12 protein-coding genes are annotated in these 15,798 nt (G+C 60.3%); 5 read left to right on the forward strand and 7 right to left on the reverse strand.

All coding sequences use genetic code 11. From position 1 onward, the window contains the following. Window positions 1-345 precede the first annotated feature (345 nt). Window positions 346-927: a DJ-1/PfpI family protein gene (locus AC3EA7_RS13455; RefSeq protein ID WP_488614574.1), complete on the forward strand. Its 582-nt coding sequence runs from the start codon at window positions 346-348 to the stop codon at window positions 925-927. 78 nt (window positions 928-1,005) lie between these two features. On the opposite strand, the gene AC3EA7_RS13460 is transcribed toward AC3EA7_RS13455, so the two are convergent. Next, window positions 1,006-2,193, reverse strand: a complete 1,188-nt coding sequence (locus AC3EA7_RS13460) for a M20 metallopeptidase family protein (protein WP_488614575.1) — start codon at window positions 2,191-2,193, stop codon at window positions 1,006-1,008. A gap of 13 nt (window positions 2,194-2,206) precedes the next feature. Beyond that, window positions 2,207-4,378: a glycoside hydrolase family 2 protein gene (locus AC3EA7_RS13465; RefSeq protein ID WP_488614576.1), complete on the reverse strand. Its 2,172-nt coding sequence runs from the start codon at window positions 4,376-4,378 to the stop codon at window positions 2,207-2,209. Window positions 4,379-4,473: 95 nt separating this feature from the next. Between AC3EA7_RS13465 and AC3EA7_RS13470 the strand changes: the two genes are divergently transcribed. Further along, window positions 4,474-4,638 carry a hypothetical protein gene (locus AC3EA7_RS13470; protein WP_488614577.1) on the forward strand — a complete coding sequence of 55 codons (165 nt, stop codon included), beginning with the start codon at window positions 4,474-4,476 and terminating at the stop codon, window positions 4,636-4,638. Between the two features lie 31 nt (window positions 4,639-4,669). Beyond that, window positions 4,670-5,173, forward strand: a complete 504-nt coding sequence (locus tag AC3EA7_RS13475) for a hypothetical protein (RefSeq protein ID WP_488614578.1) — start codon at window positions 4,670-4,672, stop codon at window positions 5,171-5,173. Between the two features lie 3 nt (window positions 5,174-5,176). Here the strand turns inward: AC3EA7_RS13475 and AC3EA7_RS13480 are convergent, their stop codons facing one another. From AC3EA7_RS13480 to rpsA, 5 genes are all read right to left on the reverse strand, one after another. Beyond that, a complete protein-coding gene (locus tag AC3EA7_RS13480) occupies window positions 5,177-6,574 on the reverse strand; it encodes an acetyl ornithine aminotransferase family protein (protein ID WP_488614579.1) in 1,398 nt (465 codons plus the stop codon). Window positions 6,575-6,791: 217 nt separating this feature from the next. After that, window positions 6,792-7,874 (reverse strand): PIN/TRAM domain-containing protein, encoded by a 1,083-nt coding sequence (locus AC3EA7_RS13485; protein ID WP_488614580.1) that lies wholly within the window; start codon window positions 7,872-7,874, stop codon window positions 6,792-6,794. Continuing rightward, the gene (gene radA, locus AC3EA7_RS13490) at window positions 7,858-9,252 is read right to left on the reverse strand and encodes a DNA repair protein RadA (protein WP_488614616.1); all 1,395 of its coding nucleotides are present in this window, start codon (window positions 9,250-9,252) and stop codon (window positions 7,858-7,860) included. The genes AC3EA7_RS13485 and radA overlap by 17 nt, the downstream gene beginning before the upstream one ends. A 221-nt stretch (window positions 9,253-9,473) precedes the next feature. Next, a complete protein-coding gene (locus tag AC3EA7_RS13495) occupies window positions 9,474-12,017 on the reverse strand; it encodes an ATP-dependent Clp protease ATP-binding subunit (RefSeq protein ID WP_488614581.1) in 2,544 nt (847 codons plus the stop codon). Between the two features lie 88 nt (window positions 12,018-12,105). Then, window positions 12,106-13,344, reverse strand: coding sequence for a 30S ribosomal protein S1 (gene rpsA / locus AC3EA7_RS13500; RefSeq protein ID WP_488614582.1), 1,239 nt, complete (start codon window positions 13,342-13,344; stop codon window positions 12,106-12,108). 268 nt (window positions 13,345-13,612) lie between these two features. Here rpsA and AC3EA7_RS13505 point away from each other — a divergent pair, with 268 nt between their 5' ends. Then, window positions 13,613-14,464: a hypothetical protein gene (locus tag AC3EA7_RS13505; RefSeq protein ID WP_488614583.1), complete on the forward strand. Its 852-nt coding sequence runs from the start codon at window positions 13,613-13,615 to the stop codon at window positions 14,462-14,464. Between the two features lie 271 nt (window positions 14,465-14,735). After that, on the forward strand, window positions 14,736-15,797 hold the full coding sequence (pdhA, locus tag AC3EA7_RS13510; RefSeq protein ID WP_488614584.1) for a pyruvate dehydrogenase (acetyl-transferring) E1 component subunit alpha: 1,062 nt from the start codon (window positions 14,736-14,738) through the stop codon (window positions 15,795-15,797). Window position 15,798 lies beyond the last annotated feature (1 nt).

Here is a 15,798-nt window from a genome sequence, read left to right on the forward strand (position 1 = left end):
GAGGCGAGAGGTGAATCAGTAGAGACGTTGCATCGCAACGTCTCCAGTGCGAAGGTTGCCGGTTGTCGTAGGGGCGCCGCTGGCGCGCCCTTGCGTTGCATGGTGCGCATTGCACGTGGGAAGGTGGAAGGTGGTCGTGGCACGTGGCGCGTGGGAAGGTGGAAGGTGGAAAGGTGAGTCCCCATTGCCCACTCCCTGCTCCCTACTCCCGAATCCCTGACCTGTTCCTGGTTCTTGGTTCTCAGTTCTCGGTTCTCGGTTCTCAACATTTCCAAAGATTCAGGTATAATGGTGCCGCACCCAAAGCAACAGCAAACGTGCAACGGAGCAGAAAGGAGTCTCCCAATGGCGGCGAAGAACATCTTGATGCTTGTCGGCGATTACGTTGAGGACTACGAGGTGATGGTGCCATTCCAGGCGCTATTGGCAGTCGGTCACAACGTCCATGCCGTCTGCCCCGATAAGCAGGCAGGCGACAAGGTACGCACAGCGGTTCACGATTTCGAGGGCGATCAGACGTACAGCGAGAAGCCAGGACACAACTTCGCACTGAACGCGACATTTGCCGAGGTTCGGGCTGAGGATTACGACGCGCTGGTGATCCCTGGCGGGCGCGCGCCGGAGTATATTCGCCTGAACGAGAAGGTGCTGGACATCGTCCGTCACTTTGCGGCTGCCAACAAGCCAATTGCCGCCATTTGCCACGGCGCGCAGGTTCTGGCGGCGGCAGGCGTCCTGGAGGGCAAGTCGTGCTCTGCGTATCCAGCGGTTGGTCCGGATGTCAACCGCGCCGGGGGCCAGTATGTCGATATTCCAGCCAACAAAGCGCATGTCGACGGCAACCTGGTGACGGCGCCCGCCTGGCCCGCGCATCCTGAATGGATTGCGAAGTTCCTCCAGGTGCTTGGCACGAAGATCGAATTGTAGGTGGTCATGATCATGGGGGAGACGTTGCAATGCAACGTCTCCACCTTCTTATGTTATGGCCTCTCCACCTTATGGCGTTTATCGCCCCACCTCTCCCGCCAGGTAACGCCGCGCGGTTTCGGCGAGAATAGCGGCGCCGATCGGCAATGCGCGCTCGTCGATGTCGAAGATCGGGGTGTGATGCCTGCGGCTCACGCCATCATCAACTGCCGCGCCGAGCATGAACATCGCTCCAGGCGCTTTCTGCGTCATGTAGGCGAAATCCTCTGCACCCATACCGGTGCGGCTGCGGTCAATCGCATCGGCGCCGATCAGGTCGGTAATGGTTGCTGAAATCCACTCGCTGACCGTGGCATCGTTGTGCCCGGCGGGGTAGCCCCGCTCGATTTCCAGCCGATAATCACCGCCAACGGCGCGTGCGACAGCGAAAGCACGCTCTACCTCGGCAATCAACTGCTCGCGCACCTGCGGGTCGAAACTGCGCAGCGTGCCTTCCAGATACACCTCGGCGGGAATGACGTTCGACGCCGTACCGCCACGCACCACCCCGAGGCTGACGACTGCCGGATGCATTGGGTTGATGCGACGCGCCACAATCCCATGCAGCGCCTGCATCACCGGCAACAGCATCCAGAGTGGATCCGTCCCCAGATGTGGATAGGCGCCATGCCCGCCGCTGCCGGTAATCCACCCACGGAACGAGTCGACCGCCGCCGAACTCGCTTCTTCGCGGATAGTGATGTTCCCCACCGGCAGCCCGGAGTCGACGTGCAGCGCGATGACATGATCGACGCCATCGAGCGCGCCATCGTTGATCATCCGCGGCGCGCCGCTGAGACCTTCTTCGTCCTGCGCTTCCTCGGCTGGCTGGAACAGGAACCGCACATTGCCGCGCAGATTGCCTTCAGCAAACTCCTGTTTGAGCAGGTGCGCAACGCCGAGCAGAATGGCAGTGTGCGCATCGTGACCACATGCGTGCATCACTCCCGGATTCTGCGAGGCGAACGGCAAACCGGTCGCCTCATTGATCGGCAGCGCATCCATATCGGCGCGGATGCCAATCGTTGGTCCATCGCCGGTTCCCAGTTGCCCGACGACGCCGGTTTTGCCGACGCCGGTGCGGATGTCGATGCCGCCGATCTCACGCAGCGTCTCTGCAACCAGTTGGGCGGTCCGCACTTCCTGGAATGCGAGTTCGGGATGCGCGTGAATCTCGCGGCGCAAACGAATGATTTCAGGTGCAAGAGCATGGGCTTTGTCGAGCATGGACGATTCCTTTCTAACCAGCCGAGACATGAACAGCATAGGTATTGACGACTGTTTCTGCTACATCGCCCTCCAGCGCCAACTCCAGACGATATGTTCCAGGGTCCGACGGGATCAGGCGCAACCGTTCGACCTCCATCGCCATACAATCGGCAGGCAACGTGAAGGATCGCTCGACAGTCGCCAGAACTGCATCGCCAGGACCGACCAGGCGTGCGGCCGCTGTCACGGCAAGGTCGCGGTGCGCGTCGTTGACCACATAGACCGGCAGATCGAGCGCTTCATTGAGGGTAAGCGTTTCTTTTTCCAGCACGGTGAAGATATACTGCGGGCTGAACGCCAGGCGCATAGCGTGGTACGAACGTTTTGGAATGCGCCAGTAGTCGATGATCGACCAGGAGACCGAGGGGTTGGCATCATGGAACATGAACGGCATGATGCCGCCAGTCGGACGATACTTGCGCAACCGCAACCGGTCGATGTAGTGGCGATTGACCTTCACCTGATACTCTTGCGACATCTGCACCAGTTCCTCCAGCGAACGCGCAGCGCGCCAGTCGTACCAGTGCGCCATGATGTCCGCCTGAAACTGATGGCGCTCAATGAGGCGTTGCCAATTGATACGCCTGATGTCGGCGTCCATGAACCTGACGCAACTCTCGACGTTCGGGAAACTCTGTGCGCCGAACTCAGTGACAAAGCGCACCAGTTGCGGGAAGCGGCGGATCAGCGGTTCCCATGCTTCGAGGCGACCGTACATCTTGTACCAACCATAGTAGAAGTGGGTGCTGGCGCCGGCACGAATGCCCGGAATGGGAAACTCGTTCGACGAACGCACCACCGGTCGTCTGCGATCTTCCCGCTCGACTACCCGCTTCAACTCGCTATCCATAACATCACGGTTCCAGCTAAAGACAAACACCGACGCATACGTGCGCATGCGTGTCAGCATCCGTTCATCGCGGGTATCGACGACGTACACCGGTTCGTTATGCATACACCAGAGCGCCACCGATGGGTGGTTGCCCAGCAAACGCACCATGGCGCGCGCCTGACGGCGCGCCTCGGGCAGCACATCGCGGCGGTAGAGCCAGTGCAGCGGGAAATCCTGCCAGAGCAGCATGCCCATCTCATCGGCAGCGTCGTAGAGCGCCGGATGCGCGATGTGCCCGTGCACCCGCAGCATGTTCATATGGCACGCACGCGCCAGGCGCAGGTCCTCAATGCACCGTTCGCGCGTCGTGGTCGCAATACGCACATCAGTCGGCGGATAATTGTTCCCTTTGACGAAGAAACGCGTCCCGTTGAGATACGGTGTCCAGTCGTGCAATTCGAATGTACGGATGCCAAAGCGAAAGGTGCGCGCATCGGAAACCACGCCGTTGCAGAGCGCTTCGAGCGTCACTGCATAGAGATTCGGCGCTCCCATATCGTGAGGCCACCAGAGATGCGGGTCACTCACCAGCAGCACCCCGGCGACCTCGTGTTCTCCGGCAGCCAGCGCGCGACGCTGCTCGATCGTCTGAACCGCCCCTGCAAAATTGACCGGCGCAAACGTCCAGCGCAGGGTTACATCCCGCGCCGCATCCGTATCGAAGACCGCGCGGAAGCGCAGTTCCGCCAGCGACTCGCCAGCCGCTTCGGTGTGCAACACCACCTCGCGCACCCGCACCGGACCGGCGGCGATCAGTTCGACGGGCAACCAGACGCCGCCGGGGTTGGCGAGCGGATCCATGCAATCCCAGTGCGAGAAAATGCCGGTGATCAGGCGCTTGCCCGATTTATTGGCTTCGTCGGGGCACTCGACCTCGACAACAATCTCGTTCTCCGGTGCAATCCAGGCAGACACCTCACGCTCATACGGCTCGAAATACCCCTCATGACGCCCAAGATCAACGCCGTTGAAATAGGGCTGCGCCCAGTAAAACACCCCATTGAAGCGCAGGAAGTATCTGATCGGCGGCTGATCAGAGTTGCCCGCCGACATATCCGGCAGAGCAAACCGTCGGCGATAGACCATACATCCCGCGTAGCGTTCCAGCAGCGGATGTTGTTGCCAGTGCGCCGGTATATCCTGCGTCAGCCAGGTCTCGTCGTCAGATGGATAGAACCCCTGACGAAACGTATCGACCGGCAGCAGTTTCCAGGCGCCATCAAGCGATAGAACAGCGGGGATCTTCGTCATGTGCGTGCATCGATCAGAGTTCAGAACGCTGGTTTCAGGGCTTTGCCATTCTAGGGGATAGAACGCAGCGTGTCAATTGCTGCGTGGTACAATAGGTGACCGTGCGGTTGGGGCGGCAACCACACCTGGCGGCGGGCAATCTCAGCGGGGTGCGCCTGCCCGACCTAGCGCAGGTGACCGTCCCCCCTGCGGTTGGCGCGGCAACCGGTGGTGTGGCAACCACACCAGAGCCTACGCACCGTCGAGTCGGCATCCAGTGATGACGGTCACCTTAAACGAGAGGGAGGACACATGTCTGGCGGCCTTAAGTCAGGACTCATTTTTGCAATTATCAGCATCGTTGCGGTGGTCGGTTTCTCCTTCATTCCGGCAATAGGCGTGTTCTGTTGCGGTCCAGTGGCATCGATGGCGTTGGGTGCGATTGCAGGGTACATTGGCGTGCGCTGGAGCGGTCCGACGGCGGGAGTGGGCAGTGGGACGCTGGCAGGCGGCATTTCCGGAGTCGGAGCGTTGATCGGGTCGGTGATCTTCTGGATCGTGGCGTTCCTCATCATCCAGAATGACCCGGCATTGTTCGAAGAAGTGTTGCGACAGATCGAAGAACAGCAACCGGCTTCCGGGTTGACCAGCGACGACATTCGCTCCCTGATCAACATCATGGGACCGCTGATCGGGTTCTGTGCCGGTCTGATCCATCTGCTCTTCGCGGTCGCGCTCGGCGCGCTCGGAGGATGGCTGGCGGTGCGCCAGCGACCGCAACCGCCGATGACACCGCCAGCGTACACGGTTGGCTGATTGCTATAAACTGGCGCGCAGCGCCGTCTCGAAGATCGTCAGTCCTTCATCGACCTGCGCTTCGGTGAGCACCAGCGGCGGGCAAAGGCGGATCGTCGAGGCGCCGCAGGTCAGGATCAGCAGGCCGCGATGGAATGCTTCCTCCATCACGCGCTGCGCCAGCGACCGCGCCGGTTCGCGTGTTTCCCGATCTTTGACAAATTCAATGCCGATCATCAGACCACGTCCACGGACATCGCCGATCACCTGGTAGCGTTGCTGGAGGGTGCGCAATCCCCGCATCAGGTGTGCACCGATATGCGCCGCGTTGGCAGCGAGTTTGTGGCGCACCAGATCGAGCACCTCGTTGGCGGCAGCACACGCCAGTGCATTCCCGCCGAATGTGTTGCCGTGCGATCCAGGCTCCCATAGCGCTGTGAACGCTTTGCGCGCCACAATAGCGCCAATCGGCACACCGCCGCCTAACCCCTTGGCAGTCGCCAGAATATCGGGAATGCAGCCGGCGGGTTGCGCACAACCGCATGCCACACACGCGCCAGATGTATCGGAGGGGCATTCCTGCTCGAATGCCCACATAGTTCCGGTGCGACCCACGCCGCTCTGCACCTCGTCAAGAATCAGCAGAATGCCGTAGTGATCGCACAACCGGCGCAACCCGCAGAGAAACCCTGGCGCCGGAACCACATACCCGCCTTCACCCTGGATCGGCTCGACGACTATCGCCGCAATATCGTGCGGCGGCGCCACCGTGCGGAAGAGGGTGTCTTCGATGTACGACAGACATGCCTCGGCGACATGCGACGGATCGACATTGAATGGCGGGCGATACGGATTGGCGTAGAAGGCATGGAACGTACCCGGAACCAGCGGGAAATAGCCGCGCCGTTGCACCGGTTTCGAAGCGGTCAGCGACAGTGCGCCGTAGGAACGCCCGTGAAACCCGCCAAAGAAGGCGATAACACCCTGACGACCGGTGGCGTAGCGCGCCAGTTTGATTGCCGCTTCAATCGCTTCGGCGCCGGAGTTTGCCAGAAACACCTGCCAGTCATAATCGCGCGGCATGGTAGCAACCAGTTTTTCGCCCAGCGTCACCATTGGCTCGTTGTAGAAATCGGTGGCCGCCATGTGAATGAAGCGGGTCGCCTGTTCCTGGACAGCGCGCACAATCCGCGGATGCGAGTGCCCGGCGGCGACGACGGCAATCCCGGCATTGAAATCCAGGTAACGGTTGCCATCGACATCCCACACCTCGCACCCCGAGCCGCGTTCCATCACAAACGGGTACACCCGGCCCATACACGGCGCAAAAATCTTCTGATCGCGGGCAACCAGAGCCGCAGCGCGCGGGCCAGGAATATCGGCTCTGACAGACAAAGACGTGTTCAACGACGAAAGATCCATACAATCCGTCTCCTGCTCACTACTGACGGGGGCGCACAACGCCCTGTGTGTTATCGTATCATATCCTGCACGTCTCATCATACGAGGGCACGGAAGACGGGTAAGGGCGGGTCTGAGACCCGCCCTGACAACCCGCCCCGACCGTCCCGCCGATCCACAAGGGCGAGTCTCAGACCCGCCCCGACCACCCGCACCCAGGCGGGTCTCAGACCCGCCTCTACTTTGGCACATTCTCGAGGCGCAGTTGTGCAAACACAATGCGGCCGGTCTGCGTCTGATAGACGCGCGTGACGATCGTATCCACCTCACGCCCGATCAGGCGCCGTGCATCCTCGACAACCACCATCGTACCATCTTCCAGAAACGAAATGCCCTGCTCGCGCTCCCGCCCGATGTCGCGGATCGTCACACGCAGATCTTGACCAGGGACGACCGGAGGACGAACCGCATCTGCAAGATGGTTCAGGCTCAGTACTTTGACTCCCTGGAGTTCCGCAACCCGCCCCAGATTGTTGTCGTTCGTAATCACGGGGCAACGATACTGGCGCGCCAGAATGACGAGTTTCTCGTCCACGTCGATTGCACCTGGAACTTCCACATTCAAAACCTCAACGGCGCTATGCGACTGCTTCTGCATCGTATTGAGAATTTCAAGCCCGCGACGCCCTTTCATCCGCCGTAGTTCATCAGCGGAGTCCGCCAGCGATTGCAGTTCGTGCAACACAAAGTCGGGCACCAGCAATGTTCCATCGATGAAGCCCGTCTGCGCCACAGCAGCAATACGCCCATCAACAATCGCCGAGGTGTCGATCAGGTAGCGGTATGGCGGATGGATCGCATCGCCGACCTGTTGGAACCAGGAGAAGGAGCCGCGCCGCGAGGCGAGGAGCAGGTCTGCAATATCTTTCTTGCGGCTGGAGAAGAGGATCGCGCCAAGATACGCCAGCGCACCGGCAACAATCACCGACCCAAACTGACCCAACGGCGGGGGCAGTTGCGCCAGTGGAAACGACAGAAGCACGGCAAAGATCAATCCAACCAGAGCGCCAAATACAATCGCCATCAATTCAGTAATCGACACGCTCTGCATATGGCGGATCAGATCACGGACCGGCTCGACCGTCCAGCGATGGGTGGTCAACAGTCCTAACCCGGCGCCTGCCAGCGCCAGCAGTTGGGTCGCCAGCGCCTCAGTCGCGTTTGGAGGTTCACCCGATAGCGCGATGCCAATGCGAAATCCCAGATACCCCAATGCGAACATCCCAATCAGGCGAACAACAAAATTAAGACTGATTCTCATGAGCACAGGTGACGCCATCATACAACGCGATCCCAATTGCATCGGCGAGTGCGCGCGCCATCACGATGCCGAGACCATCCACACGCGGCGGATGGGCGGTTTCCGGGCACAGGGCGCAGGTAAAACCCAGCCCCGACGCTTCGGTAAGGCGTCGTTCCAACTGCCCGGCGCTGCGCAACTCTCCTGCCAGTCCGACCTCGCCGACCATGGCGAGATCCTGGCGCACGCACAGATTGCGGAACGATGACGCAATTGCGATCGCAACCGCCAGATCGACTGCCGGTTCATCAATACGCAGACCGCCGACAATGTTAACATAGACATCCTGATTGAACAATGGCAATCCGACCCGCTTGGTCAGCACTGCAACCAGCATTAACAGCCGGTTCATATCGAAGCCGTTCGCGGTGCGGCGCGGTTGCGCGTTGGCGCTGCTGGCAGTCAATGCCTGCACCTCGACCAGAATCGGGCGCGTCCCCTCCATCGTCACCGCTACGGCCGATCCGGGCGCATTGGTGGTGCGCTCTGAGAGAAACGCCTGCGACGGATTCTGCACTTCGCGCAATCCCTGCGCTGTCATCTCAAAGACGCCGACCTCGTCGGTCGAGCCAAAGCGATTCTTGACGCTGCGCAACAGGCGGTACTGGTGGAAGCGATCCCCTTCCAGGTAGAGCACCACATCGACGATGTGCTCGAGCACGCGCGGTCCCGCAATCGCGCCTTCTTTCGTGACATGACCGACCAGGAACATCGGAATGGCATGTTCCTTGGCGAGTCGCAACAGGCGCAGCGCCCCTTCGCGCACCTGGCTGACGCTCCCCGCAGCGGAGCTCAACTCCTCCAGGTAGACCGTCTGGATCGAGTCGACGATCACAAGCTGCGGTTTGACCGCTGCAATCTGATCGAGGATGGCGTTCAGGTTGGTTTCGGAGTAGACGAGCAGGCGTTCCGGTTCAAGCCCCATGCGCGCAGCGCGCAGTTTGATCTGCTGGACAGACTCTTCCGCCGACACATACAGCGCTGAACCGACGTGTTCCGCAAAATGCGCAGCGGCTTGCAGCAGCAGACTGCTCTTGCCAATCCCCGGTTCGCCGCCGATCAACACCACGCTGCCGGGCACCAGACCGCCGCCAAGCACCCCGACAAACTCGCTTCCCAGCACCGGCAGGCGCGTAAAGCCGCCGATAGCAACATCGCGCAACCCAACCGGACGGCTCTGTGAACCTGGAGCGACACTCCGACTGCGGGCGGCGGGGTCGCGCCGTTCGGTCTGTTCAACCAGGCTATCCCACGTTCCACAATCCGGGCAACGCCCCATCCAGCGCGACTGCTGCGAGCCGCACTGCTGGCAGACGAATACCGTGCGCATTTTTGCCACCGGCATACCCCCCTAATAGAGCGATCACCAAAATCTGGACACTCAAGGACGTGGCGCGGCTGACGTTGGCTGAGCCTGTCGAAGCCAGTCAATCACCTGACGCTCATATGTTCCATTATATCACGGAGTTTTTGCGTCCCGCCAACAAAAGAACCGAGCCGAAGCAGTCGTTTAGAACTGCTTCGGCTGCGGGAATGAAAGGTCTGCCCGGTTGGTCTGGATTAACCTGAGACTTCGACCGTCTCCGTTTCTACGGTTTGCGTCTCCTCCACTTCGCGCGCCGGACGCAGGCGGAGATACTGTTCGCCATTGTCCAGCGTCGCCACATCGACCAGCACCTTATCGCCGGAGTGGAAGCGACCCTCCAGTACGCCTTCCGAGAGCGGATCTTCGATCAGGTTCGTAATAATGCGGCGCAGCGGACGTGCGCCATATGCCGGATCGTAGCCGCGCTTCGCCAGCAGATCGCAGGCTTCGTCGGTGATCTCGAGCGTCAGGTTGTGCTCCTTGAGTTGCTCCTGCACGCGCTTGAGCATCAACCGCGTGATCTGCCGGATCTCGTCGTTGGTCAGCGCGTGGAAGATAATCGTCGCGTCGATGCGGTTGAGGAACTCGGGGCGGAACAACTGCTTGAGCGCATCGTCCACCTTCTTGCGAATATCCTCGTTGTCCAATTCGCTGCCGGCGCCGTACCCGGAGAACCCGATGCGCGACGCGCGCCGGATATGCTCGGTGCCGACGTTCGAGGTCATGATGATAATGGTATTGCGAAAATCGACCCGTCGCCCCTTGCCATCCGTCAGGTGACCGTCCTCCAGCACCTGGAGCAGCAGGTTGAAGGCATCGGGGTGCGCTTTCTCGATCTCATCGAAGAGCACCACCGAGTACGGCTTGCGCCGCACCGCATCGGTCAACTGCCCGCCTTCGCCATACCCCACGTATCCGGGAGGCGAACCGACGAGACGCGACGTTGTATGGCGCTCCTGGAACTCGGACATATCAATCTTGATCAGGTGCTCTTCCGAGCCGAACATAAACTCGGCGAGCGCTTTTGCCAGTTCGGTCTTACCGACGCCGGTCGGACCAAGGAAAATGAACGAGCCAATCGGACGCTTGGGATCCTTCAGCCCTGCCCGCGCGCGACGCACGGCTTTGGCGATGGTCACAATCGCCTCGTGCTGCCCGACGACGCGGCTATGCAGATACTCTTCCATCTGAAGCAGGCGAGTTGTTTCGTCCCCCTTCAGACGCTTAACCGGAATGCCCGTCCACATCCCGACGACTTCGGCGATGTCTTCTTCGGTGACATAGGGGCGCTCCATGAGATGGGCATCGCTCCCAATGCCGAGTTCGGCTTCGATCTTCTGGATACGCGCCATCATGCGCTCTTCGCGCTCGCGGAGATCGGCGGCAAGATCGAATTGCTCGTCCTCGATCGCCGCCTCACGCTCCTTCCGAATCGCCTCCAGGCCGCGCAGCGCATCACGCAACGAGGGCGGGGTCGCCGAGCGCGTCATACGAACGCGCGCCGCCGCCTCATCGATCAGGTCAATCGCCTTATCCGGCAGGAAGCGGTCGGGCACATAGCGCGCCGAGAGGTGCGCCGCCGCCTTGATCGCCTCATCGGAGATCTGCAACTGATGGAAATCTTCGTAGCGACTCTTGATGCCGCGCAAGATTTCGATCGTCTCTTCTTCCGTCGGCTGATCGACCATCACTGGTTGGAAGCGCCGTTCGAGGGCTGCATCGCGCTCGATATACTTGCGATACTCATCGAGCGTCGTAGCGCCGATAGTCTGTAGTTCGCCGCGCGACAGCGCCGGCTTCAGAATATTGGCAGCGTCGAGCGTGCCTTCTGCGCCGCCGGCGCCGATGATGGTATGGAACTCATCGATAAACAGAATGCAGCGCGTTTCCTTGATTTCATCGACGACCCGCTTCAGGCGCTCCTCGAACTGACCGCGATATTTGGTGCCGGCGACGAGCGCGCCCATATCGAGCGTCACCACTCGCTTGCCCTTGATGCTGTCCGGCACCTCGCCCGCAACGATCCGCTGCGCCAACCCCTCGACAATTGCCGTCTTGCCGACGCCCGGCTCGCCGATCAGCGCCGGGTTGTTCTTCGTGCGGCGGCTGAGAATCTGGATCACCCGTTCGATTTCATGCTGGCGACCGATGACCGGATCAAGGCGTCCGGCTTCCGCCATCTCCGTCAGATCGGTGCCGAGTGCATCGAGGTACGGCGTCTTGCTCTGGCGCTGCGACGACTGTGACGCACCCGAAGACGCAGCACCGGGACGTTCGAGACCGGCGCCGGCGCCCTGGCGCAGCACGCGCATCACATTCGTGCGCACCTGCTCGAGCGATACGCCGAGAATATCAAGAACGCCGGTTGCCACGCCTTCACCGTTCCGCACCAATCCGAGCAGCAGGTGCTCAGTACCGATATAGTGATGGTTCAGGCGCTTGGCTTCTTCGACTGCATAGGCGATCACCTTCTTGGCGCGCGCGGTAAGATCCTGGTCCTGTCGTGGCGGGCCCTCCCCCTGACCGACGATGAACTCAACGGCGTGGCGCGCCTGGGCGAGTTTGACGCCAAGTTCATCAAGCACCCGCGCCGCAACCCCCTCACCCTCACGAATCAGACCGAGCAGGATGTGCTCGGTGCCAATGTAGGGGTGATTGAACGCACGCGCCTCTTCGGTAGCGATTTGCAACACCTGTTTGGCGCGCTTTGTAAACTTATCGTATACCCGCTCGGACATAGCAGTTCTCCCTAGCGTTGTTACAACCAAGAGTTATGACTGGAAGCCTGAGGTTGCCGGCTACCTAGCATCCCGCCGCCGACGGCATTCACTCACCAACATCGGACTCTTCATCGTCGGATGACTGGCGCGTGCTCTGATCATCGGAAGACTGGCGCGTGCTCAAACCGATGCGTTTCCGCGCCGGGTCGATACGGATGATGCGCGCCTGCACCACGTCGCCCTCCTGCAGCACATCGCGTGGATGCTGGATGCGCCCATCACCCATCTCAGACACGTGGATCAGTCCTTCGACCCCGTCCTCGATCCGCACGAATGCGCCAAAAGGCGCCAGTTGCGTTACCACCCCCTCGACCATCTGGCCGATGTGATAGCGTTCACCAACTGTGGCCCACGGTTCGTGCTGGGTGCGCTTTAGCGAAAGCGCAATCCGCTTCCGCTCGTTATCGATGCTGAGCACATACACCTGCACTTTGTCGCCCGGCTTCAGGATCTCGCTCGGATGTTTAACCCGGCTCCAGGAAAGCTCCGAAAGATGCACCAGACCATCGGCGCCGCCTATATCGACAAACGCTCCAAAGTCGCACACGGATGTGACGACGCCTTTGCGAATATCGCCTTCTTTCAGCGCCGACAGCAACTCGCCTTTCCGCCCTTCACGCGCATCCATCGCCGCCTGGCGTTCCGAAAGGATCAACCGATTGCGATTGCGATTGATCTCAATCACTTTCAACGCCAGCGTCTGCCCTACCATGCGCGCCATCTCCGACTGCTTCTGCGTCTCGGAGCCGCGACTGATACCGCTGACCTGCGAAGAGGGCACAAAACCGCGCACGCCATCGAGATTGACCAGCAATCCGCCTTTGTTGTAGTTGATCACCCTGGCTTCGATCACTTCGCCGGTGTCGTAGCACTGCTGCAAGCGGCGCCAGCTCTTCTCCTGGCGCGCCCGGTCGATCGAGAGGGTCGCCCGGCCCTCTTTGTCTTCCGACTGAACAACAAAGACCAGCAATGGATCGCCCGGTTTCAACGCAGCCCGGTCTTCTTCAGAGAGCGATTGCATTTCCCTGGCGGGCACTACACCCTCGGCTTTGGCGCCGATGTCCACCAGAATCTCATCGCGGCTGACGCGCATGATGATGCCATCAACGGTATCGCCGTATTGCAGATTGCGGTAGTCGTGAGCAGGATTGGCGAGGAACTGCTCCATCAATTCCTGGTCGTCGCGCTGATCGGCGGACTGACCATTCGCAGCGTCGCCGTTGCCGAACGATTGAGTAGCGTTCGCCTGTTGATGGTTTGTGGCAGCCTGTTCTTGCTGTTCCATGCCCTTTCCTTATCCCGGCGGCACAAGGCGGTATGCGCCAGAGGGCGAATAGATGCGCGGGACTCTGTGGTATTATACGGCGTTCACATGCAAAACGCAAGCGCAACGGTATGCAACTGTCCCCCAGGAATATGTCAGTTCTACGCCCGAAACCGCATTGCCAGATCGCCGGTTTTCTGATATACTTTCAAGTTGGATTGATGCTCCTCCTGCATGTCAGCGCAGGGCGCGTACCCGCCGGTAGGTCTGGAAAGCGAGATTCGTCACCGTGGAGCAGCTGACCACCATTGTGGGACATCTCGCTCCGGATCTCGATTGCCTGACGGCAATTTGGATTCTGGTGCGATTCGGCGGCGCACACAATGCTGCGCTTCAATTCGTCCCTGCCGGTCAGACGCTGCATAATCGACCAGCCGACGAGGATCCCCACATCATCCATGTTGATACGGGCGGTGGACGGTTCGACCATCACGCGCCGGAGTTGCAGGGGCTATGCGCCGCCGAACTGGTGCGCCGCAGCATTGCTCCCGACGATGAGGCGCTTGCCCGTCTGGTCGAGCAGGTCAATCAGATTGACAACGCATCCGCGCCCCGCGGCTCACAGGGGTTTTTCAACGTCAATGCGCTGGTTGCCGGCTATAATCTGCTGTTCCCTAATCGCCCTCATCACGTGGCTTACGCGATGCTGCCCAACCTGGATGCATGGTATGAGCACGAGCAGCGCCAGATCCGCCTCGAAAAGGCGTTTGCGCGCCACGTGGAGTTCGATACGCCCTGGGGATTGGGGATCGCCCTCGACGGCGACGATGGCGGGTCGAGTAAACTGGCGTATCGTCACGGCGCGGTGCTCTATGCGTACCGCAACCAACAGGGGTGGATGGGCATTGCTGCCCGATCGCGATCGAACGTCGATCTGTCGCCGGTTTACCATGATCTGCGGATCGTTGACCGCGACGCGGACTGGTATTTGCATCCGGGAAAGCGGATGCTGCTCTGCGGCACACCGAAAGCGCCGCCGCGCTCGCTCTCGCGCCTGACGCTCGATGAACTGGTGCGGGTGATCCAGGGTGAGGCGCTGTTTATGGAATATTCGCAACCGGTCGCCGACCGGCGCAGATAGGTGTGAGAACTCGTTCCTGCATGCCGAAGATGCATGCAGGAAGATACAATCGAACAATCACCGCCCGCGATAACGTGTCTCCGCCACGTCATCGCTCTTGACACCCATCCGAATAACTCTGCGTCGCTAATTACAGGTGCATCATGCATGCATAGGGCGTGTGTGTAACAGCGGTACACCCGCGTTCCCGGTCCATCGATGGCTCTTGGATACAGCCGCGCTCTGCGCCTACGGCGTATGTGACGCATACATTAAGGGAGATGAAAACCTTATGGCGCACCACGATGACCATGGACACAACTCGTCTGGCGCGTCGCCAGCCCTCTCGAGCAACTCCGGTCTCGACGCAGCGACGCTGATCGATTACTACCGGCAAATGACGCTGATCCGACGCTTCGAGGAGAAGTGTCAGGAGATGTATACCAAAGCCAGAATCGGCGGTTTTCTCCATCTGTACATTGGCGAAGAGGCGACGGCGGTCGGCGCCATTTCCGCCCTGCGCCCGGACGATCATATCTTCACCCATTACCGCGACCACGGCCATGCTATTGCGCGCGGCCTCGACATCAACGCGCTCATGGCGGAATTGTTCGGCAAAGTGACCGGTTGCTCCAAAGGGTTAGGCGGTTCGATGCACTTTGCAGACGTGCGCAAGAACTTCTGGGGTGGGTATGCGATCGTCGGCAGCCATCTGCCGCTGGCGGTCGGCGTGGCGCTCGGCATGAAAATGCAGCACAGGGACTCGGTCGTGATGGTGTTTTTCGGCGATGGCGCCACCAACGGCGGCGAGTTCTACGAGTCGCTCAACTTCGCACAACTCTGGAAACTGCCGGTGATTTTTGTGTGCGAAAATAATCTCTATGCGATGGGCACACCACTGGAGGTTCACTCGTCGGTGACCGAGATCTACCGTAAGGCGTGCGCGTTCGATATGAAAGCCGAACGGGTGGATGGCAACGATGTGCTGGTGATGCACGAAGCGGCGCTGCGCGCCGTCGAGCATGCGCGTTCGGGAAAAGGTCCGGTGCTGCTCGAAGCGATGACCTACCGCTTCCGCGGTCACTCAGCGCAGGATACGCAGAAGTATCGCTCGAAGGAAGATATCGAGCGTTACCGGCGCAATGATCCGATTGCCCGACTCCGCGCCCTGCTGTTGAATGAGGGAATCGCCACGGAACAGCAACTGCGCGACATTGACCGCATCATCGATGATCAGGTCGAAGCATCGGTGCGCTTCGCCGACGAAAGCCCGGAGCCGGGGCGCGAATGGATTATGCAGGCTGGCGTTTATGCCGCTCCCATCGCTGTTGATCCGCCCATTCACGGAGAATAAC

The organism is Roseiflexus sp., assembly GCF_057785375.1.

Coding starts and splice junctions, on each gene's coding strand:
- rpsA (WP_488614582.1), bottom strand. CDS start 13,344: ATGGAACAGCAAGAACAGGCTGCCACAAACCATCAACAGGCGAACGCT.
- AC3EA7_RS13475 (WP_488614578.1), top strand. CDS start 4,670: ATGTCTGGCGGCCTTAAGTCAGGACTCATTTTTGCAATTATCAGCATC.
- AC3EA7_RS13480 (WP_488614579.1), bottom strand. CDS start 6,574: ATGGATCTTTCGTCGTTGAACACGTCTTTGTCTGTCAGAGCCGATATT.
- AC3EA7_RS13460 (WP_488614575.1), bottom strand. CDS start 2,193: ATGCTCGACAAAGCCCATGCTCTTGCACCTGAAATCATTCGTTTGCGC.
- AC3EA7_RS13495 (WP_488614581.1), bottom strand. CDS start 12,017: ATGTCCGAGCGGGTATACGATAAGTTTACAAAGCGCGCCAAACAGGTG.
- AC3EA7_RS13485 (WP_488614580.1), bottom strand. CDS start 7,874: ATGAGAATCAGTCTTAATTTTGTTGTTCGCCTGATTGGGATGTTCGCA.
- pdhA (WP_488614584.1), top strand. CDS start 14,736: ATGGCGCACCACGATGACCATGGACACAACTCGTCTGGCGCGTCGCCA.
- AC3EA7_RS13455 (WP_488614574.1), top strand. CDS start 346: ATGGCGGCGAAGAACATCTTGATGCTTGTCGGCGATTACGTTGAGGAC.
- AC3EA7_RS13465 (WP_488614576.1), bottom strand. CDS start 4,378: ATGACGAAGATCCCCGCTGTTCTATCGCTTGATGGCGCCTGGAAACTG.